The following is a 21,088-nucleotide window of genomic DNA, read 5'->3' on the forward strand; positions in this document are numbered from 1 at the left end:
TAATGTTTTCAGCCAAGGTGCCCGACATCAGCTGGTCGTCCTGCATCACCGCGGCAATTTGGCTGCGGTAATTACGCAGGCCTAGTTGTTTAATCTCGATGCCATCCACTTCCACCTTGCCGCTTTCAGCAGGCAGTAAACCAAGCATCAGCTTCATCAGCGTGGTTTTGCCGGTGCCGGAGGGGCCGATAATGGCGATATTGGCCCCCGCTGGGATATCGATGCACAGATCGTTAAACAGCAGCGGCTCGTTACCGGCGTAGCGAAAACGAATATTGGTTAAGCGAAGCTGGCCGCTGATATCACGGCTGGGTTGGTTCAACCCTTCGTCCTCTTTATCGGTTAGCGCGATATCGGCCAGGCGGTCTAGATGCAACCGAGTCATTTTAATTTCGATCAGCTTGTCGATTAAAGCCGCCATGCGGTTGGTGAATTGGGTTTTGTAAGCCAAAAAGGCAAATAGCATCCCCACAGTGATATCACCGCTAATCACAGTAAGCGCAGCCAGATAGACCACCAAAATGTTCTCGAGGCCAAACAGCAACTGATTAATGGTTTGGTAGGAAATCTGCCATTTGCCCAAACGGTAGTTTTGATTGATGGCATCGGCATAGCGGTTCTGCCACAGGTTCAGCCGCTGAGCTTGCTGGCCAAACAACTTAATGCTTTGCATGCCCCGCACCGTTTCCATAAAGTTGCTTTGCTCTTTGGCGCTGGCCATGATGCTGGTTTCAGTCAGTTGATGCAGCGGGCGGTACAAAATAAAGCGAATAGCAGCATACAGCAGCACAGCAATCAGCACCACCAGCGCAAGTTTGGGGCTGTATAGAAACATCATCACCAGTACAGCGGTGGCCATTAAGCCATCAATCACCCCCTCCACCAGGCTGTTGGTCAGCAGTTCACGCACCGAATTGAGCGAGCCAAAACGTGAGACCACATCACCCATATGGCGTTTATCGAAATAACTCAGTGGCAAGTGCAATAGGTGGCGCATCAAATTGGTGGCCATTTGTACGCTCATCACCGAGCCTAAATGCAGCACCACCCAGCCGCGCAGCGTTTGGGTAACCACCTGAAACAACACCAGCAAGCCAAAACCAAGCGCCAACACCACCAACAAGGGTTTATCGTGGCTAATCAGCACCTCATCCACCACCAACTGGGTGTAGTAAGGCGTGGCCAGTAAAAATAGTTGCAGCAGCAGGGACAGCACAAAGAGCTTCATTAAGGAAGGCAATAAGCCTTCGACTTTGCTCCAAAAAGCTGTCAGGCCGAGCTTAACGCGTTCGTCGATTTTTTTAAATTCGTTGCTGGGGGTCAGCTCTAACGCGACGCCGGTAAAAGACTTATCCACATCGCGCATGGATAAACGGCGCTCGCCCATCGCAGGGTCTAAAATGGTAATGCCATTGCGGTGCACTTTTTTCAGCACCACAAAGTGGTTCATTTCCCAGTGCAAAATGCAGGGGGTTTTCAGATTCTTTAAATCGTCCAGATCCAGCTTCAGCGCCCGGCCGGTTAAGTCCAGCTGATTGGCCAGCAGCATCAACTGCTGCATAGTGGCACCTTTAAAGGACACACTGTAGCGATTACGCAGTGTGGTTAAGTCCAGCTGATGGCCATGGTGATTGGCAATCATCGCCATGCAGGCTAGCCCGCATTCAGCGGCTTCGGATTGATGGATCATTAAAAAGTACCATTAAATACTAGTCAGTTCCGTTGATAACCATTCGGATTATTACTGTTTATTACGTTTACGTAAACTCAACTTTCCGCCCACTGACATCTAATTTTTGAGACGATCACAATTGATATTGGGATTATTGTGATAAAAAGAAGCATGGTAAATATTGGGAAAAAAGCCATCTTCATTTCTTTTTCACTAAAAAATAATGAAAGAATAAAATCTGCGATAGATCCCAACTGAAGAATAGCAAGAACATTATTTAAGCATCCAATAACCATTAGAAAAAGCACAGTGATTGATGCAGCAGCAGGAATTTTCATAAAAAACCGGTCAAAGCGCCCCATATCCCCCATCCCTAAGATAATCAACCAACGCTTCGGCAATAAATCATATCCAAATGAAATAGACAAAAACAACAAAAGCAAGGGTAGGATTTTCACTTGATTGAAAAAAATTGAAATAAAACTAGTGTCAATAATCTTTGGATTCAATTCATAAAACAAATCTCCCGAACGACTTAGAGCAAAAGAGGTTGTATACGAATCAATTAATGATAACGCTATGTAAAAAAAAGAAAAATAAATACATATTATAAACCGACTCACTTAGTATTCTCCATAATTATAGAACCATACAGCCTGTTGCGAGGCTGTATGGTTGCGTTGTGTCAATTAATCAGAAATAATTGCTATATAGGCTAAATGAACACCTTGAATAGCCAAGTCTATTGCTACGATACCCAGAGCGAAAGCCAGGGGAGCCATACCACCACTAACTTCATCAACTTGATCAAATGTTAATTCTTGCATACTATCTCTCCTTGAGATGATTTTAAGTTACGTAGGTACCTGAAGGACTACAATTGCCCTTTCAGGCTTAAAATCGGCTCAAACAACCAGCTGATTAGGCTGCGTTGTTCCAGCACGATATCTGCGCTTAGCAGCATGCCCGATTGCAGCGGGACGCTGTTGCCGTAAGCGCGGATCTCTTGCGCTGCCAGCGCTACCTCTACCCGGTAGACTGGCTCCTGCACGGCGACAGGCATATCGACTTCCCCCGGAAGCACGATAGCCTGCGCTGTGCGAATCACTTCCCCTTCGTACAACCCAAAACGCTGGTACGGAAAGGCATCGAACCGAATGCGGGTGTGCTGGCCTGGCTGCACAAAGCCATAGGCTCGGGTGGGTACCAACAGCACCGCAGTAAGCTTGGCGTTTTCCGGTAAAATGGTCAGAAATGGCAGCTGGCTATTCAGGCTGGTGCCAATATCGGCCACCAGATTGGTGATCCGGCCCGCTATTGGCGCGGTGATGAGTAACTGATCACGAGCATCCAGCTCTACTTTTTGCTGCGTTAAGCGTGAGCGGTCGGTATCCAGTAACGCCAGTTGCTGCGCTTGCTCGACAGGCAGGCGATCGAGTTGCCCCCGTAATTGTTCAATGGTGGCTTGCTGCTGCTGACTGGCCGCGCTGAGTTCGGCCAGTTGCTGGCGAATGCCTAAAATAAGTTCTGCTTGTTGTTGCAGCTCCAGCTCAGAGATAGCACCCTGCTGCTGCAATTGCTGGTAATTCTGGTAGCGGTTTTGCTGCAGTGCCAAGCGCTCTTGTTGCAGTTGCTGCTGGCCCTGAAGCTCCTGCAGCATGCTCTGGCTCAGTAGCAAGCGACTGTTAAGCTCGGTTTCCTGCTGGGAAAATTGCTGGCTCAGTTGTTGCTGGCGCAGGCTTAATAACTCGGTTTGTTGCACCAGGCCCTGAAAAAGACTTTGACTGAGCGACAGGCCATCGGCCAGATGCTCGGGGATATGAATAAGTGCCAGCGGCGCACCGGCTTCAACCTGCTGACCATCTTCGACAAAGAGTTGGCTGACAATACCAGGGCGCGGACTACTGACTTTGGCAAGGCCCAAGTCCGGCTTTAAATAACCGGTCACTGTTTCTTTGCGGTGAAAAGAGGAGAACGCCAAAAAAGCAATCAGGATAGATACCAGCAGCAACAAGGTGATGGTGAGCACACTGCTGCTTAGTGGCTGGGCAATCATCACATCACCATCCAGCTTGGCGGCCTGCTGCTTAACCGCATTGGCGCGAAACAATCCTTGTTCTGACACAATAACCTCTGTACTTCTATTGGCCTGTTAACAACTGCAAACATCTGTAAACGAGGCGCAATTTACGGATGGGGGGGGTAACAGTCAAGACTTTGTTATATAACTTTTTGGAATTAATAAATCACTAAATTTACAACATCTATTTTTTTAGCAAAGAAACAGTGGCTTACTGCCTCGAAAAAACAATCACTCCAGCTGTGAATGATTTAAATTTTTTTAGCCATGTTTGGGCAAGCTGTAGCTTCGCAGCTGAAAAACAGAGCACGTCAATGTCAACCCGGTTCTGTGATCTATGTTCTGGCATATAACCAAGGATTCTGGACAGGCTCCTGCCCTGCCAGTAGACTGGCGAGCTACTCGTTTTCGTATTTTGGAGCAACTCTCAAATGCTTGCTTTTTGGTTTCGTATTCCGTTCTGGCAGCGTGTGCTGGGCGCTATGTTGCTGGGCATTGGCCTGGGTGTGGTCTTTGGTGAAAAAGCCACGGTGCTGCAACCGCTTGGTACCCTTTTTATCAATGCCATCCGCATGCTGGTGGTGCCCTTGGTGTTTTTTGCGCTGATCACCAGCATTACTTCCTTAGGCGATACCTTAAAAATGAAGCGACTGGCGGTAAAAACCGTTGGTTTGTTTTTGCTTACCGCCATGATTGCCAGCCTGATTGGCTTAACGGTTGGCAGCTTGATGGACTTTAGTACCATTAGCGAGCTAACCACCACCGAAGTGCGTGAGCGTGATATTCCGCCGGTAGCCACCGTGCTGACGAACTTAATTCCAACCAACCCGGTTGCCGCTCTGGCCCAAGGTAATGTGCTGCAGATTATTGTGTTTGCTGTGCTGGTGGGTATTGCCATCAATGTGGTGGGTGAAAAAGCCGAACCGATGCGTAAAGTGATGCAGGCCGGTGCCGAGATCATGTACCAGATCACCCGCATGGTGCTGCAACTAACCCCAATTGGCGTGCTGGGTTTAATGGCCTGGGTGGTCGGCAGCTTTGGTCTGGAAACCTTGCTGCCACTTGGCAAGTTTATTCTGGCAATTTACCTTGCCTGCTTTATCCATATCCTCTTTACCTACGGTGGTATGGTGCGTTTGTTTGGCGGTATGTCGCCGCTGGCGTTTTTTAAAGCCATCTTGCCCGCCCAACTGGTGGCTTTTAGCAGCGCCAGCAGCTTTGGAACCCTGCCGGTAACCCATAAAGTGGTGACCGAGGATCTTAAAGTCTCCAAAAATTACGCCAGCTTTGTGCTACCGCTTGGCGCCACCATCAATATGGATGGTTGTGGCGGTATCTATCCGGCCATTGCGGCGATTTTTATTGCTCATCTGTATGGCATTCCATTGGATGCGACCAGTTATCTGCTAATTGCTATTACGGCCACCCTAGCGTCCCTTGGCACCGCTGGCGTGCCCGGCAGTGCCATGGTGATGCTGACGGTGACCTTAAGTGTGGTGGGTTTGCCACTGGAAGGCATCGCCTTTATTGCGGCGGTGGATCGCATTATTGATATGATGCGCACGGCCACTAACGTGACCGGCGATACCATGGTGGCCCGGGTTGTAGCTTACTCTGAAGGTTTGATTGAGCAAGAAGATGAAGCGCCGGCTGCAGTTACAGCCAGCTAGTTTTTCAGCGCTTAAGCCGGTAGCTGAATACCGGCTTCGCGCATCCGCGCCAGCTTGTAGCGCAAGGTGCGGTCACTGATCCCCAGGCGCTCTGCCACATCTTTGCGCTTGTTATCACAAGCCCGCATCGTCGCCAGGATCAGGCGATGCTCCTGCTCGTGAATTTCCTGCTTAAACTGACTAACATCGGCATCCGCTTCAGCAACCCCGATAGCAGGTGTTGCTAACTCTTCAATGTAAATATCCTCGGCCGTGATCACGCTATCGCTGTGAATAATCAAGGCCCGTTGCATCACATTATCCAGCTCGCGCACATTGCCAGGCCAGCTGTGCTGCAGCAGTTTTTGAATGGCGCTGCCTTCCAATTGTGGGATAGCAATGCCATCGCGCTGACAATGACGCTCCATCAAATGTTCGGCCAGTGGCAGAATATCTTCCGGCCGCTCACTAAGCGCTGGCCAGTTCAGTGGAAACACATTCAGTCGGTAGTACAGGTCCTCACGAAAACGGCCTTGCTGCACCGCTTCTTTTAAATCACGATTGCTGGTGGCCAGCACCCGTACATCCAGCTTGATGGTTTTGCGGCTGCCTAAACGCTCTACTTCCCGCTCTTGCAAAACACGAAGTAACTTGGCTTGCAGATTTAAATCCATTTCGGTGATTTCATCCAGCAAAATGGTACCCTGCTGGGCTTGCTCGAACTTACCCGGGCAGGCCTGCACCGCCCCGGTAAAGGCGCCTTTCTCGTAGCCAAACAAGGTGGATTCCAGCATATTTTCCGGAATGGCCGCGCAGTTAATCGCAATAAAAGGGCCATCGGCACGGTGCGATTGCTGGTGAATGTATTGCGCCAACACCTCTTTACCAGAGCCACTAGGGCCCGTTACCATCACGCTGGCATCGGATTTGGCCACTTTGGCCGCCAGGCGTACCAACTGCTTGCTTTGCTCGGCTGCAACGATAGGCTCAATACCGGCTAACTGCTCAGCCGGCACATAACGGCCCACCATATTGACCAGCACTTCCGGTGAGAAGGGCTTGGATAAGTAATCTACAGCACCATGGCGCATCGCCTGCACCGCATCGTTGACATTGGCATAGGCGGTCATAATCAACATGGGTATATGCGGGTACTGCTGACGAACTGTCGCCAGCAGCTCAAGCCCGGTGATACCAGCCATCTGCACATCACTGATGATCAGCTTAATGCTTTGTTGTTTCAGTTGAAGCAAAGCCTGCTCGGCGCTATCGGCAGCAACCACCTGATAACTGGCTAAAGTGAGGGTATCGACCAGCGCCTCACGCAAGCCAGCATCATCTTCTACCACCATAATTTTAGTGGGCGTCATGGGCATTCTCCTGCGTGTTGAATTTGGTATTGTGCAATGGAAGTTGCAAACGGAAACAGGCCCCGCCACTACTTTGTGGTTGATAACTCACCTGGCCCTTGTGGGCATTCGCCACCGCCTGCACCACCGCGAGGCCAAGACCGGTACCTTGGCTGCGGGTAGTAAAGAAAGGCTCAAAAATTTGCTGCTGTAAATGGTCTGGCACACCAGGGCCATTATCGCACACATCCAACAGCAGCCAGTCACCCTGCTGCTGGCAACGGATGCTAAGCTCTGCCTCTTGGCCGATAATTTCCAGGCTGTTGTGCAACAGATTCTGAATAGCACCTGCCAGGCTGCTCTGATTAGCCCACAGCTGAAGTTGTGGCTGGCTGAGATCAATGTTCAATGTAGCGTTATGGGCTGCCAACTGCACTTCAATACCCGCCTGCACTTCCTGCAATAAGGCCTCAACCGATATGCAGCTGACACTGGCTTCATTGCCGGAGCGGGCAAACAGCAGCATATCATTGACCTGCAGCTCCAAATCCTGCAAGCGGGCCACCAGCTTTTGTTGAAACACCGACTTGGCATCATCGTTCAGCCGTTGATTGGTCAGGTTTTCTGCATAAAGCATGGCCGACGACAGCGGCGTACGAATTTGGTGCGCCAGCGTGGCCATCATTTTGCCAAGGGTAGACAACCGCTGCATATGCGCCAATCGGCTTTGCAGCTGACGGGTTTCGGTTAAGTCAGTCAGCACAATCAACTGCCCTGGCTCAGGGCTAAGCGCACTGATAGCCAGTTTTACCCGGCGACCATTGTAGAGGGAGACCTCCATGCCATCGTCACTGCGAGGGCGGAACGAGCGGGTAATGACATCCAGCCAGCGCTGACCTTGTAAGGGCTCACCCAGCATATCCAGCGCCATTGGATTGGCATCCGCTACATAGCCACGTTCATCCAAAACCACCACCCCAACAGGAAGCATGGTGACCAAATGCTGCATGCGTTCACTGGCGGCTGAAGCTGGTTTTAGGTAGCGGCTAAAATCGGTCACCACATCAGGGGTCGATTCCAACTCAAACAAAGATCTGGCGGTATGCATGTCACACCTCTACGAAGCATATCAGGTTCTCTAAGGTGAACCATGCAGAGAGCGTGCCATAAATAATCTTTTATGAAACAACCAGATATAAATTAAAGTCAGGAAGTTGCTGCGTCAGGATTCTGACGCAGCGGTTGGTTTTAGTCGTCTTTCGCCAGATTGTACTTGCGCATTTTCTCCACCAGAGTGGTGCGGCGCAGGCCCAGCATATCGGCAGCACGCGCCACCACAAAGTCATGTCGTTCCAGTGCCTGGGTAATAAACTGAATTTCAAGCTCTGCCAGATGCTCTTTCAAATCGATACCTGTGTGCGGCAGTTGTGGATCGATTTGGAAAGCATCGCTATCCGTCAAATCACTTAAGGTGACTTCATCATCATCGCTTTGAAACAGTTCATTGAGCAGATCACGTTCCTGCAGTGACTCGGGGTAATCCGGCACATAGCTGTCTACTTCCAGATGTTGGTAACGCTGCGGCAATTCTGCCACATCAACCACTTGATTGGGGTACATGATGGCCATGCGTTCTACCAGGTTCGCCAGTTCACGGACATTGCCCGGCCAGGCGTGAAGTTTCAAGCTTTCCATAGCCCGCTCAGTAAATTTTACCCGAGCATGCCCCGCCATTTGCTGGCGCTGGATCAGTTCCTGGCACAGCTGTGGTAAATCTTCAGTGCGCTCCGCCAAAGCAGGGGTTTCAATCGGAAACACATTCAGCCGATAAAACAAATCTTCACGAAAACGGCCGTCGGCAATCATTTGCTCCAGATTGCGGTGGGTAGCCGCAATAATACGCACATCGGCTTTGATTGGCTGATTGCCCCCTACCCGTTCATAGATGCGTTCCTGCAGCACCCGCAGTAACTTGACCTGCATTGGCAGCGGCATGTCGCCAATTTCATCCAGAAACAAGGTGCCACCCTGTGCCAGTTCAAAACGGCCTTTGCGGGTAGAAAATGCACCGGTGAAGGCACCTTTTTCATGACCAAACAGCTCACTTTCTAAGAGCTCGCCTGGAATTGCACCACAATTAATCGGCACAAAGGGGCCATCCGCCCGACGGGATAATAAGTGAATATTACGTGCCACCACTTCTTTACCCGTGCCGGAATCACCAAGGATCATGACATTCGCTTCAGTCGGTGCGACTTGTTGAATCAAAAAGCGAACCTGCTGCATTGGCTCGGCAGAGCCCACCATATCCACGAGGCGAGCAGTCTGATCTTTTCGCTGTTGCCCAGGCAGTAAGCGGTGATACTCCTGACAATCACGTAAAGATTGCATCAGGCTATCGTAATTAAAAGGTTCGGTGAGAAGTGCCACCACATTGCCAAACTGCAACAAGGCATCCTGGCTGCTATCCAAGACTAAAAACGCTGTAGCAGGAAACTGTTCGATGAAGGATTGAGCCTCGCCAGCAAGTTCACCCAGCAACACAACGGCAGGCTCAGATTGCTGCAGATTTCGCCGCAAGTCTGCGGTGGATGTCAGTTGATGAGGTTCCTGCACAAAATCGAGAATGGTACTAAGGCGCTGCTGGCGCGGAATATTGCTATCAACAAGATACAACTTGGGGGTTGAGCGCATAGTCACCGAGGATCGATTATTCTGATTATGCCCTCATTGTAGCGAAGCATGACCGGCTTGCCAAACAAAAAGCGCTGGAAAATTGACGTGACGTCAAATTTCCAGCGCTTTACCGAATAGAGACGGGCTTTTAATTAGCCGCCCAGAATACGCAACGCCTGTTCCTGCTGAACCCGGCCCTGAGCAGCCACACTAATACTGGACTGCAGTAAAATATTGCCGGCGACCTGATCACTAACGGCTTTGGCGTAATCCAGGTCTTCAATCCGGCTGCGCGCTTCTGACTCGCCGATGCGTTGGCGATCAATCACACTAGCTGCCGCCTCAAAAGCATTGATGGTAGCGCCGGTATCGGCGCGCAAGCCACCGACCTGCTGCAATGATTGCTGAACATTGCCCAGTGCTGTACCCAGTTGATCCGGGTTGGTCAGATCAAAATCAAACAAGTCGCTGTTTGCCAGCAAAGCGTTGACATCATCGGTCGCCAGACTCAAGCTGCTATCACCTGTACCAAAAGTAACATCACCGCTTTGGTTAAACAGGCCTTTACCTGCAAACTCAGTGTTGTCAATAACCTGACGGATATTTCCCAGTAACTGGTCTGCTTGTTGTTGCAGCGCTTGTCGCTCACTGGCGCCATAAATACCATTGCCGGCCTGAATAGCCAGGGTATTTAAATCCTGCAAATTCTCTTCGATGGCCTGTAAGCCCTGATCGTAGACCCGGGCCAAAGACACGCCATCGTAAACATTGCGCGTGGCCTGTTCACGAGTATTAATATTAGATGTCAATTGATTGGCGATTTGCAGGCCCGCAGCATCATCTGCAGCACTGTTGATACGCCGTGCAGTCGCCAATTTTTTGAACAAGTTATCTTGCTGTGCAATGGTTTGATTCAAAATAGAATTATTATTGCTGACTTTCATCCGGACCACCTCACCAAAATGATATGTTTAAATTATAGCCAAAAACCGCGTTAGAAGCGAGTTTCTTAGCGCCCAAGCTTTGATTTTGCAGCCCAAGTAGAGCTGAAAATACAAATACCATTCGATGTCGGCACAATTTATGCTATGTTCAAGCAGTTACAGAGCGGCATGACAGAGGTGTAGACCATGTTTGATGGCAAAACGATACTTATTACCGGTGGTACCGGCTCATTCGGCCACAAATACACCCAGACCTTACTGGCAAGATACAAACCAAAAAAAATCATCATCTATTCCCGTGATGAACTAAAGCAGTATGAGATGCAGCAAGTCTTTCATCAGGACTGCATGCGTTACTTTATTGGTGATGTTCGCGATGCCGATCGGCTGCTCCGAGCCATGCGAGGTGTCGATTTTGTGATTCATGCCGCAGCCTTGAAGCAAGTGCCCGCCGCCGAATACAATCCGATGGAATGCATTAAAACCAACATCAATGGTGCGGAGAATGTGATCAATGCTGCCATTGATGCCAATGTAGAAAAAGTCATTGCGCTGTCCACCGATAAAGCAGCTAACCCGGTCAATTTATATGGTGCTACCAAACTGGCATCGGATAAGCTGTTTGTCGCGGGTAACAACATCGCTGGCGGAAGCCGGCCTCGATTCTCCGTGGTGCGTTATGGCAATGTGGTGGGCTCGCGTGGCTCAGTGGTGCCGTTTTTTCAAAACCTGATTGAAAAGGGTCATGATCACCTTCCTGTGACTCATGCTGAGATGACCCGCTTCTGGATCACCCTGCAACAAGGGGTCGACTTTGTTCTAAAGAACTTTGAGCGTATGTTGGGTGGGGAGATTTTCGTCCCTAAAATCCCGTCCATTCGCATTATGGACTTAGCTAAGGCGATGGCACCAACGATCCCAATTAAAGAAGTGGGAATTCGCCCAGGCGAGAAACTGCATGAAGTGATGTGCCCGGGTGAAAACTCGTATCACACTTATGAGTTTGCTGATCACTTCGTGATTGCTCCATCCATCAAGTTCTTCAACCGTAAAAATAGTTTTGATATCAATGCACTGAATGAGAAAGGTAATCTGGTACAACCTGGTTTTGAATATGCGTCCAATACCAACCCGCATTTTCTTAGTGCTGAGGAGATCCTGCAGTTTAATCTGGAAGCCATGCAATGATCCCTTATGGCCGTCAGCACATAAGTCAAGCCGATATTGATGCTGTACTGCAGGTACTGCAAAGCGATTTTTTAACGCAGGGGCCGGCCGTGCCGGCTTTTGAACAGCAGTTGTGTATTCTTACTGGGGCAAATTATGCCATTGCCATGAACAGCGCCACTTCGGCGCTTCATCTGGCTTGCCTTGCCTTAGGTGTTAACGCCGCCAGCAGAGTCTGGACTTCGCCTATCAGCTTTGTAGCCTCCGCCAATGCTGCCCGCTATTGCGGTGCTCAGGTTGATTTTGTTGATGTTGACGCAGAAACCGGTAATTTGTGTATTCAGGCCCTGCGCACTAAGTTGGAACAAGCCAGAGCCAAAGATACCTTGCCAAATGTAGTGATTGCTGTGCATTTGGCTGGCTTGAGCTGCGATATGCAGCAACTGCGTCATCTTGGCGCCGAATTTGATTTTCGCATTATTGAAGATGCCTCTCATGCGGTTGGAGGCCAGTATCTGGGCCGGGCGGTAGGCTCTTGTCAGTACAGTGATATTACGGTATTTAGCTTTCATCCGGTAAAAATCATTACCACCGCCGAAGGGGGTATGGCGCTGACCAATCAACCAGAGCTTGCCCAGCAGATGCAACTGCTACGCAGCCATGGTATCACGCGCGAAGAAAGCCAGATGACAGAGCCGTTACATGGTCCTTGGTATTACCAGCAATTGCAACTGGGCTACAACTACCGCATGACCGATCTGCAAGCGGCTCTGGGGCTAAGTCAAAGTACCCGGCTACAGGAGATCATCAGCCGTCGTCAATTACTGGCCAGGCGCTATCAGCAGACATTAGCCGGCTTACCACTGGACTGCCCAACCGAGCCGGAGAGTACCTTGTGTAGCTATCATTTGTTTATTATCCGTCTGCACGATAAAACCAAACGCAAAACCGTGTTTGCAGGCTTGCGTCAGGCTGGTATTGGCGTCAATGTGCATTATATTCCTATTCATACCCAGCCGTATTATCAGCAACTAGGGTTTGATTGGGGGGATTTTCCGGTGGCCGAAGATTTTTACGAGCGCATTATCAGCCTGCCGCTTTACCCAGAACTGACAGAGCAGCAGCAGGACTTTATCTGCGAACAGCTGAAGGCATTGTTATGACAGTGGCTATAATCCCGGCCCGTGGCGGCAGCAAACGCATTCCAGGCAAAAACCGTCGTGATTTTTGCGGTGCTCCCATGCTGAGTTACCCCATCAAGGCGGCGCTTGCCAGCGGCTGTATTGACCGGGTCATTGTTTCGACTGATGATGATGCCATTGCCGAAGTTGCCAGGCATTTTGGCGCTGAAGTGCCCTTTATGCGGCCGAAAGATCTGTCCGACGATTACACCGGCACCACAGCTGTTATTCGTCATGCCTTAAAGTGGCTAAAATCGCACGGTGAGCTGCCGGAATATGCCTGTTGCCTTTACGCGACCACACCGCTGCTGCAGCCGCAGGACTTGTGCCAAGCGTTATTATTACTTAAAAAATCAACTCGCCATTTTGTATTTAGTGCAGCCCGCTATTCGTTTCCAATTCAAAGAGCCTTACTGCAAACCGAGGATGGCAGTGTTGCCCCTTATGATCCGGCTAGTATTGGTAAACGCTCGCAAGATCTGCCGGAAACCTTTCATGACGCTGGCCAGTTTTACTGGGGCCGATCAAACAGCTGGTTAAGTGGCGAGCACCGGATGTTTAGCGAGAGTGCCAGCATGTATCTGCTACCGGATCACCGGGTACAAGACATCGATACACCAGCAGACTGGCGCAGGGCTGAGCTGTTGTATCAATTGCTTCATAACGACTCCGACCATGAAGATTTGCATCCGCACCGATAGCTCCAACCGGATTGGCTCCGGCCATATGATGCGTTGCCTAACACTGGCCAAGGCACTCAGACAACAAGGGGCTGACGTACATTTTTTCTGTCGCCCTCACCCAGGGCATAGCATCCTACTCGTCGAGCACGCAGGTTTTCAGGTCACAGTCCTGCCACTGCACTCCGCATCCAACCAGCTAAGCGGCTACCAAGAGTGGCTCGGCTGCACCGAAGCAGAGGATGCCATCGACTGTTTAAGGCAACTGCATGCTCCGGTTGACTGGCTCATTGTCGATCACTATGGCCTGGCGGCTAATTTTTGCCATGCTATGCGAACCAGCTGCCAGCGTATTTTGGTGATTGATGACTTAGCCAATCGACATCATGACTGCGATTTGCTGCTGGATCAAAACCTGGTCCCAGATTACCTGCAGCGCTATGACAGTTTGCTTGCTCCTAAGACCCCTCGATTGCTGGGGCCTGCATATGCCCTACTCAGAGACGAGTTTTACCAGAACGAAACCGTAAAACGGGAACCCGGACGCTTGTTGGTGTTCTTTGGCGGTAGCGACCCCTTCGGCCTGACCCGAAAAGCGATCGAGGCTATTCGTCAACTTGAACTGACTCCGCTGCATGCTGATATTGTGATAGGTCAGTCGCATCCTGAGCACGATCAGCTGCAGCAGTTGTGTGACAGTTCGTCCAGGCTGCAACTGCATGTGCAATGCAGCACCATGGCCACATTAATGCGTCAGGCCCAGCTGATGCTGGGCGCTGGTGGATCAACCCACTGGGAGCGCTGCATCACTGCCCTGCCCGGCCTGATAGTGACCGTGGCTGATAACCAGATTGCAACCACAGAGTATCTGCACACCTCAGGCGCCTGCCACTGGCTGGGGGCTGCTGAACAGCAGACTATAGCCGGCTTTAAAAGCGCACTGCATGACTGGCTACAACAATCGGAGCAGCTCGAGCTGATGGGACGCCGGGCTGCCAGTCTGGTGCCACTTTCGGGAGGTCCTCGCGCTGTACTAAAGCATCTGTTATCGTAACTGTCGTCAAACAACACTATAGTTAATGACAGAGCGCCTGCGAAGGCTAAACGGAAGGAGATTTGATGGTGGAGCAACCTCCTCAGGCAATGATCGCATCTGAATCCGACGATGCACCGATGGATTTTCTTGCCGATGATGAAATTGAAACGGCGCATCAGGGCATTTGGTCCATTTTAATTGTGGATGATGAACCTGAAATGCATCATGTCACCACCATGGCACTGCGCGATTACAGTTTCCAGCAACGAAAGCTATCTTTTATCAGTGCGCACAGCGCAGCTGAAGCCAAATCCATCTTGCAGCAGCAAAATGACATTGCACTGATCCTGCTCGATGTGGTGATGGAAACCGACGACGCAGGCCTGAAGTTGGTTCGTTACATCCGTGATGAATTAAATAACCATCTGGTACGCATCATCCTCCGGACAGGCCAGCCCGGGCAGGCACCGGAGCAAAAAGTGGTGCAGGAATATGACATCAATGATTACCGCTCCAAAACCGAACTTACCGTGCAGCGGCTTACCACCACCATCACCTCTGCACTGCGAGCTTACCTTGCAATCAGTCAACTGGAACAACTGAACCAAACGCTCGAAGCCAAAGTTGCCGCCCGCACCCGGCAACTGGAAGCGGCCAATGCCAAACTGAAACAGTCTCTGGCTGAGCTTGAGGCCGGTGAAAAGGCAGGCAAACAGGTTCAGTTTAAACTATTACCACCTGCGCACTGGGACTGGCACGCCTTCCGGTTTGAGCATCAACTGCATCCATCCGACTACATGAGTGGTGATTTTGTCGATTATTTTGCCATCGATGATAAGCACTGCGGTTTCTATATTGCCGATGTGTCCGGCCATGGTGTGGCTTCTGCCTTTGTCACTGTGTACTTAAAACGCTTTATCAGCTCGCAACTCGCACGATTTAGGCAACAGCAATCCAGGTTGATTTTAGAGCCTGCGGCCTTGCTAAACGCATTAAACAAAGAGCTGCTCAAAGAAGGCATAGGCAAGTACATTGCTCTGTTCTATGGCGTCCTGGACCGCGCCAATCAGCAGCTTACTTTTGCCAATGCCGGAGCCTTCCCCTGGCCTTTGCTGCAGCCTCAAGATCAGGCAGCACACTGGCTGGAGCTAAAAAGCACTCCGGCCGGTATGTTTGACGCCGTCAAATACCAGGACAGCCAGATTGATTTTACACCGGGCACGGCCATGCAGCTATGCTCCGATGGCTTGCTGGATTTACTGCCAGGCGAGACCACCGAACAAAAGCTGGATCTGCTACAACAACATGGTGTGACCGAGCTAGCACAACTCTTTACTGATTTTAAGATTGATGTCAGCCAATCCTTGCCGGATGATTTAACCGTCCTTAGAGTCCATTGTCCAGGAGATGCCAATGAGCGATGAGCAGATTCTGTTTGCCTGCTTGCAGGATCACTGTTATTTCAAGCTAACCGGTGAACTTCGTTACACTAACGCCATCGGCATGGACGATCTGATTGAGCAGTTATTCGAGCAGGAGCAGCCAGCTTGTGCTCAGGTGGTAGTCGATTTAAACGAGGCCAGCTTTATCGACAGCACCCACATTGGGCTATTGGCCAGTCTGGCAAGACATTGCCAGCAACATCAATTACCCAGGCCGGTGCTGTTTTCTACCAATACTGAAATCAACCAATTATTACAAGGACTCTGCCTTGATTCCGTGTTTGATTTTGTTGAGCACCCGACCAATCAGTCAATCGATATGACCCCGCTGCAAAGTGGGCAAGCCAGTGATCAGGACAAAGGTGAGATGATTCTGCGGGCCCACGAAGCATTGCTGGATTTGAGCGATAAGAACCGGCAGGAATTTAAGCCCGTGGTGGATTTACTACGCAAGCAGTTACGGGATGATTAAAGTCAGTTGTCAATTGGCCGATAAAACAACAGTGAGCCATTGTCTAACCAGCAGTGACATGACAAACAAAAAGATAGCCGATACAATGACTTTAACGGCCAGCCAGCAGTCTCAGTGAGGTTTTTTATGTCCGATATTATTATTGGCCAGTGTTCCATTGGCCCTACACAGCCTCCCTTTATCATCGCTGAACTGTCTGGTAATCACGATCAATCGCTGGAGAAAGCGCTGGCGATGGTTGATGCCGCAGCTGCTGCCGGTGCCGATGCTATCAAGTTACAAACCTACACAGCAGATACCATGACGCTTGATGTTAGTGATGGAGAGTTTTACATCGATGATCCTGCCAATCTCTGGCATGGTTATTCACTGCATAAGCTGTATCAGAAAGCCATGACCCCTTGGGAGTGGACTGCTGCAATTTTCGAGCGAGCTCAGTCGCACGGTATGCTCGCTTTTAGTACACCTTTTGATCTAAGCGCCCTGGTTTTTCTGGAGCAGCTGCAGGCCCCCTGTTACAAAGTCGCTTCCTTTGAAAACACCGACCATGCTCTGCTTGCTGCTGTGGCCCGTACCGGTAAGCCTGTAATCGTATCCACGGGTATGGCCAGCCTTTCCGAGCTGGCTGAATCGGTCGAAGTTCTGCGCAACAATGGTTGTAAAGACCTTATTTTGCTCAAATGCACCAGCAACTATCCAGCGCGCCCGCTGGATGCCAATCTGAACACCATCCCCCACCTGGCAGAGCTATTTCAGTGTCAGGTTGGGCTATCCGATCACACCACTGGTGTCGGCGTATCCGTGGCCAGTGTTGCCCTTGGAGCCAGTGTGATTGAAAAACATTTTGTACTGGACCGCAGTGAAGGTGGTGTCGATGCTGAGTTTTCACTCGAGCCAGCGGAGTTTCGCCAGTTGGTGGATGAATGTCACCGGGCCAAAGATGCCTTGGGCCAGGTTTATTATGGTGCCACGGAAAAAGAGCTGGCCTCGCGCCGCTATCGCCGCTCTCTGTACATAGCCGAAGATATCCGCGCAGGGGAGCGCTTTACGGCACAGAATCTGCGCTCGGTGCGACCGGGCCTGGGGCTAGCTCCCAAGTACCTGCCGCAGTTTCTTGGTAAGACAGCGGCCTGCGATTTGAAAAAGGGCACAGCCCTGAGCTGGCAACACCTTAACGGCAATTTCGACGCTGGCAGCAAGGGGTAAGCTGTGTCAAACTACTTGGTTGCAACCATCAAGCCCTGGAATATCGAAGCCTTCCACCGATATAGCCCTCAGCTGCCTGGCAACTGGCATCTGATATCCTCACGGGATGAGCTAACTGAAACTCTGCTGGAAAAGCTGCAACCAGCGATGATTTTTTTCCCGCACTGGAGCTGGAAAGTACCAGACTCCATGCTTCAATGCGTGCCTTGTGTCTGTTTTCATATGACCGATTTGCCCTTTGGCCGCGGTGGTAGTCCATTGCAAAACCTGATCCTGCGCGGTCTTCGCGATACCAAGTTAACGGCTCTACAAATGACCAGCGAACTGGATGCTGGTCCAATCTACGCCAAAACCGATTTATCACTGCAGGGCTCGGCACAACAAATTTTTCAGCGCGCTGCACCTATAGTTTATCAATTGATAGAGCAGATTGTGACAGAGCAGCTGCAGCCTAAACCTCAACAAGGCGAGGTTGTGGTATTTGAGCGACGAAGTCCTTTGCAAAGCGAACTCCCCCAAACAACCGATGCCAATCAGTTGTATGATTTTATTCGTATGCTGGATGCCGATACCTACCCAAGAGCCTTTGTCCGACATGGCAACTGGACGATGGAGTTGTCGAACGCCAGCTTGAATGCTGCAGGAGAGCTCAGTGCTCAGGTCCGTTTTATTGCCTCAAAAACCAACGAGCAAGTGGGAGCCAATGCATGAATACTGTCCTGGTGGTCGCCGCTCACCCTGATGATGAAGTACTCGGCTGTGCTGGCACGATAGCATTGCACAATCAGTCGGGTGATCAGGTTCATGTGCTGTTTCTGGCCGATGGTGAGCAATCCAGACCAGCCCACCAACAACAGCAATCAGCACGGCAAGCAGCCGCCAGGGCAGCTGGCGAGGCTCTCGGCGTCACTTCGGTGCAATTTTTAAGCTTTGCCGACAATGCCATGGACTCAGTACCCATATTGCAGATTGTCCAGGCCATAGAGCCTGTTATTGCTCAGCTGGCACCGGATACTATTTATACCCACTTTGGTGGCGATTTGAATATCGACCACCGCATCAGCTATCAGGCTGTTCTTACCGCCTGCCGGCCACAACCCGGTCACAGCGTACGACGCATCTACTGTTTTGAAGTGCCTAGTAGTACCGAATGGGCAGCTCAAAGCGGGCCTGTGTTCCGGCCAACACTCTTTATCGATACGCACAGTGTACAAGACAAAGTTGAAGCTGCCTTGCACTGCTACGCGATAGAGCTAAGGCCCTTTCCTCATGCCCGCTCGATGCAAGCCATACTGGCACGCCAACAGCTGCGAGGCAGCAGTGTTGGATTACCACTGGCTGAAGCCTTTATGATAGAGCGGGAACTCAGGGCCAAACCATGAGTACGGTGAAACACTATCCGCGCAGTACCTTTCGTTTGCTGAGCGAAGACGAACTGAAACTTGTCTGGCAGTGGCGTAATAAAGCGTCCATTCGCGCAAATATGCATCATGATGCCCTCATCAGCTGGGAGCAACATCAAGCCTGGTTTAAACAATTAAACACAACCGGTGTGGTTTTCTTTGTGATGTGGCAAAACAAGCGTCCCATTGGCGCTCTGTATTTTCAGCCCCACTCTGATACAGGGCTGGAATGGGGCTGTTACCTTGGCGAAACAGATGTTTGGCCAGGCAGTGGTTTGCTGCTGGAGATTGCAGCACTTGATTACGCCACAGCCCAAAGTCATTGCAAAACCCTGCATGCGGAAGTCCTGTCGTTTAACCACAGCGTGCTTAAACTGCATCTGTTGTTTGGTTACCGGGAAATTGACATCATCCCATCAGCTTCAAAACGCAATGATGCCCACTATCAGGTGCATCACTTTTGCTATGCAACGGCTGACTGGCAGTCGAACCGAGCCACGATACTGGCTAAACTACCAAAGCAAATTGCCAACGCAGCTACCTTTATAGAATTTATCAATTGATAGGATTTTGTGTGGACTTAAAAACTCATATCCAAAAAACGCTACGTGAGGTTGCCGAGCTGGCCAACTGCCAAATCAGCGAACCGCTGACCGATGATACAGTGTTGCTGGAGAGTGGCCTCGACTCACTCGGCTTCGCCATGCTGGTTGCCCAATTGGAAGAGGAACTTGGCATGGACCCCTTCAGCGAGATGCAGATTGCCGTCTACCCCAGAACCTTGGGTGAGTTTATCCATATCTACCAACAGGCAGCTGGATAATCATGATGGCTTTCTGGCAACAGTTACCACAGCTTCCTTCTGATCGACTGGCGGTGGATGGTGCTTTGCCATTAAGCTTTGAGCAACTGCTCAATACAGCAACACAGCTTCGCAGTACACATCCAGAACTGCATGGCAAGGCTTTGGCGCTAAAATACACCAGCACAACAGAGTTCCTCTGTGCCCTGCTCGCTTTTGACGGTTGGTGCTCAGCTTTGTATCTGCTACCAGACTCACCGCAGGAGCTGGCTATGCCGGCAGATCTGATGCATTGGCCAGCCGATGCTGCAGCAAAAGCGCCGCTTAGCAAACTCCGCCACTCGACCGAGCCAACGCTTGAAACCGTCTGGTACTTAGCCACCTCTGGAACCACAGGCACGCCAAAATGGATCCCTCATCGCTTTGCCAGTTTATGTCGGGCCGTTAAAAGCAACTCTGCCTCAGCATTACGTTGGGGGCTATGCTACCAGCCCTATCGCTTTGCTGGCCTGCAAGTCCTGCTGCAAAGTGTGCTAAGCGGTGCCTGTTTGATCGACGCCAGCAGCGGAGATGCGCATCAACGAATGCAGATATTTAAACGCTATCAGATCAATGCACTTTCCGCCACACCATCACTTTGGCGCCAATTGCTAATGACCAATCAGCTGGCTGAACTGCCCTTACAGCAATTGACGCTCGGAGGCGAAATTGCCGACCAGTCGTTATTGTCGATCCTGCGACAACTGTTCCCGACAGCCCGTATTTTGCATATCTATGCCTCAACTGAAGCCGGTGTTGGCTTTTCCGTGTCTGACGGTCAGGCAGGCTTCCCTGAGGCATGGTTACAGCAAACGCGCTCTGGGATCCAAATGCGCATCAATGCAGAGCAGCATCTTTGCATCAAGCCTGCGACAGTCCCGGTCAGAAGCCAACATATCGTTGTAGATGCGGATGGTTTCATCGACACCGGCGATGTGGTGCAGTTGCAATCGGGACGTGTCCAGTTTCTTGGTCGTGCCAACGGTGCCATCAATGTTGGTGGCAATAAAGTTCATCCAGAGCAGGTTGAGCAGGTGTTAATGCAGCATGAGGCCGTATTGCAAGCCAGAGTCTATGGTAAAGCCAGCAGTGTACTTGGTCAGTTGGTGGTCGCCGATGTCGTGACAAAACCTGGCTCTGATCATAAAAAACTGCAAAGCCAGCTGATGCAACTCTGCTTAACACAGTTGCAGCGCTATCAGATCCCAACACGGTATCACTGGGTAGCGGAACTTGCCAACAACAGCAGCGGCAAGTTAAGCCGTAAGGAATCGAATGTCTGACTTAGTG

21 protein-coding genes are annotated in these 21,088 nt (G+C 50.7%); 13 read left to right on the forward strand and 8 right to left on the reverse strand.

The annotated features are described in order from the left end of the window. The 4 genes from JJU14_RS13520 to JJU14_RS13535 all read right to left on the reverse strand — a co-directional run. Positions 1-1,690: peptidase domain-containing ABC transporter (locus JJU14_RS13520; RefSeq protein WP_228614216.1), on the reverse strand; the 1,690-nt coding region annotated here is incomplete at its 3' end. Between the two features lie 77 nt (positions 1,691-1,767). Continuing rightward, positions 1,768-2,295, reverse strand: a complete 528-nt coding sequence (locus tag JJU14_RS13525; RefSeq protein ID WP_228614217.1) for a hypothetical protein — start codon at positions 2,293-2,295, stop codon at positions 1,768-1,770. Between the two features lie 66 nt (positions 2,296-2,361). After that, a complete protein-coding gene (locus tag JJU14_RS13530) occupies positions 2,362-2,499 on the reverse strand; it encodes a class IIb bacteriocin, lactobin A/cerein 7B family (RefSeq protein WP_228614218.1) in 138 nt (45 codons plus the stop codon). Between the two features lie 47 nt (positions 2,500-2,546). Further along, positions 2,547-3,797 (reverse strand): HlyD family efflux transporter periplasmic adaptor subunit, encoded by a 1,251-nt coding sequence (locus JJU14_RS13535; protein ID WP_228614219.1) that lies wholly within the window; start codon positions 3,795-3,797, stop codon positions 2,547-2,549. Positions 3,798-4,183: 386 nt separating this feature from the next. Between JJU14_RS13535 and JJU14_RS13540 the strand changes: the two genes are divergently transcribed. Beyond that, complete coding sequence (locus tag JJU14_RS13540) at positions 4,184-5,422, forward strand: dicarboxylate/amino acid:cation symporter (RefSeq protein WP_228614220.1); 1,239 nt, start codon at positions 4,184-4,186, stop codon at positions 5,420-5,422. 11 nt (positions 5,423-5,433) lie between these two features. Here JJU14_RS13540 and JJU14_RS13545 read toward each other — a convergent pair whose 3' ends face one another. From JJU14_RS13545 to JJU14_RS13560, 4 genes are all read right to left on the reverse strand, one after another. Further along, entirely contained in the window at positions 5,434-6,771 is a 1,338-nt protein-coding gene (locus tag JJU14_RS13545) for a sigma-54 dependent transcriptional regulator (RefSeq protein WP_228614221.1), read from the reverse strand. After that, positions 6,758-7,858: an ATP-binding protein gene (locus tag JJU14_RS13550; protein WP_228614222.1), complete on the reverse strand. Its 1,101-nt coding sequence runs from the start codon at positions 7,856-7,858 to the stop codon at positions 6,758-6,760. Before JJU14_RS13550 ends, JJU14_RS13545 begins: the two co-directional genes overlap by 14 nt. A 140-nt stretch (positions 7,859-7,998) precedes the next feature. Then, complete coding sequence (locus JJU14_RS13555; RefSeq protein ID WP_228614223.1) at positions 7,999-9,444, reverse strand: sigma-54 dependent transcriptional regulator; 1,446 nt, start codon at positions 9,442-9,444, stop codon at positions 7,999-8,001. Positions 9,445-9,578: 134 nt separating this feature from the next. Further along, complete coding sequence (locus JJU14_RS13560; RefSeq protein ID WP_228614224.1) at positions 9,579-10,370, reverse strand: flagellin; 792 nt, start codon at positions 10,368-10,370, stop codon at positions 9,579-9,581. Between the two features lie 186 nt (positions 10,371-10,556). Between JJU14_RS13560 and pseB the strand changes: the two genes are divergently transcribed. The 12 genes from pseB to JJU14_RS13620 all read left to right on the forward strand — a co-directional run bounded on the left by pseB (position 10,557) and on the right by JJU14_RS13620 (position 21,081). Beyond that, a complete protein-coding gene (gene pseB, locus JJU14_RS13565; RefSeq protein ID WP_228614225.1) occupies positions 10,557-11,558 on the forward strand; it encodes a UDP-N-acetylglucosamine 4,6-dehydratase (inverting) in 1,002 nt (333 codons plus the stop codon). After that, positions 11,555-12,700 (forward strand): UDP-4-amino-4,6-dideoxy-N-acetyl-beta-L-altrosamine transaminase, encoded by a 1,146-nt coding sequence (gene pseC / locus JJU14_RS13570; RefSeq protein WP_228614226.1) that lies wholly within the window; start codon positions 11,555-11,557, stop codon positions 12,698-12,700. Before pseB ends, pseC begins: the two co-directional genes overlap by 4 nt. Continuing rightward, the gene (pseF, locus tag JJU14_RS13575) at positions 12,697-13,419 is read left to right on the forward strand and encodes a pseudaminic acid cytidylyltransferase (RefSeq protein ID WP_228614227.1); all 723 of its coding nucleotides are present in this window, start codon (positions 12,697-12,699) and stop codon (positions 13,417-13,419) included. The genes pseC and pseF overlap by 4 nt, the downstream gene beginning before the upstream one ends. Continuing rightward, positions 13,394-14,452 carry a UDP-2,4-diacetamido-2,4,6-trideoxy-beta-L-altropyranose hydrolase gene (gene pseG / locus JJU14_RS13580; protein ID WP_228614228.1) on the forward strand — a complete coding sequence of 353 codons (1,059 nt, stop codon included), beginning with the start codon at positions 13,394-13,396 and terminating at the stop codon, positions 14,450-14,452. The genes pseF and pseG overlap by 26 nt, the downstream gene beginning before the upstream one ends. 119 nt (positions 14,453-14,571) lie before the next feature. Beyond that, positions 14,572-15,858, forward strand: a complete 1,287-nt coding sequence (locus JJU14_RS13585) for a SpoIIE family protein phosphatase (protein WP_228614236.1) — start codon at positions 14,572-14,574, stop codon at positions 15,856-15,858. Beyond that, positions 15,848-16,348 (forward strand): STAS domain-containing protein, encoded by a 501-nt coding sequence (locus tag JJU14_RS13590; RefSeq protein WP_228614229.1) that lies wholly within the window; start codon positions 15,848-15,850, stop codon positions 16,346-16,348. Before JJU14_RS13585 ends, JJU14_RS13590 begins: the two co-directional genes overlap by 11 nt. A 126-nt stretch (positions 16,349-16,474) precedes the next feature. Further along, positions 16,475-17,554 (forward strand): pseudaminic acid synthase, encoded by a 1,080-nt coding sequence (pseI, locus tag JJU14_RS13595; protein ID WP_228614230.1) that lies wholly within the window; start codon positions 16,475-16,477, stop codon positions 17,552-17,554. 3 nt (positions 17,555-17,557) lie between these two features. Then, positions 17,558-18,265, forward strand: coding sequence for a methionyl-tRNA formyltransferase (locus tag JJU14_RS13600; RefSeq protein ID WP_228614231.1), 708 nt, complete (start codon positions 17,558-17,560; stop codon positions 18,263-18,265). Next, entirely contained in the window at positions 18,262-18,936 is a 675-nt protein-coding gene (locus JJU14_RS13605) for a PIG-L family deacetylase (protein ID WP_228614232.1), read from the forward strand. Before JJU14_RS13600 ends, JJU14_RS13605 begins: the two co-directional genes overlap by 4 nt. Beyond that, on the forward strand, positions 18,933-19,520 hold the full coding sequence (pseH, locus tag JJU14_RS13610; protein ID WP_228614233.1) for a UDP-4-amino-4,6-dideoxy-N-acetyl-beta-L-altrosamine N-acetyltransferase: 588 nt from the start codon (positions 18,933-18,935) through the stop codon (positions 19,518-19,520). The genes JJU14_RS13605 and pseH overlap by 4 nt, the downstream gene beginning before the upstream one ends. Before the next feature lie 11 nt (positions 19,521-19,531). Next, positions 19,532-19,780, forward strand: a complete 249-nt coding sequence (locus JJU14_RS13615; RefSeq protein ID WP_228614234.1) for a phosphopantetheine-binding protein — start codon at positions 19,532-19,534, stop codon at positions 19,778-19,780. Between the two features lie 5 nt (positions 19,781-19,785). Next, positions 19,786-21,081 (forward strand): fatty acid--CoA ligase family protein, encoded by a 1,296-nt coding sequence (locus JJU14_RS13620; RefSeq protein ID WP_228614235.1) that lies wholly within the window; start codon positions 19,786-19,788, stop codon positions 21,079-21,081. Positions 21,082-21,088 lie beyond the last annotated feature (7 nt).

This window comes from Alkalimonas sp., assembly GCF_020831925.1.
Taxonomy (GTDB): Bacteria; Pseudomonadota; Gammaproteobacteria; order Enterobacterales; family Alteromonadaceae; genus Alkalimonas.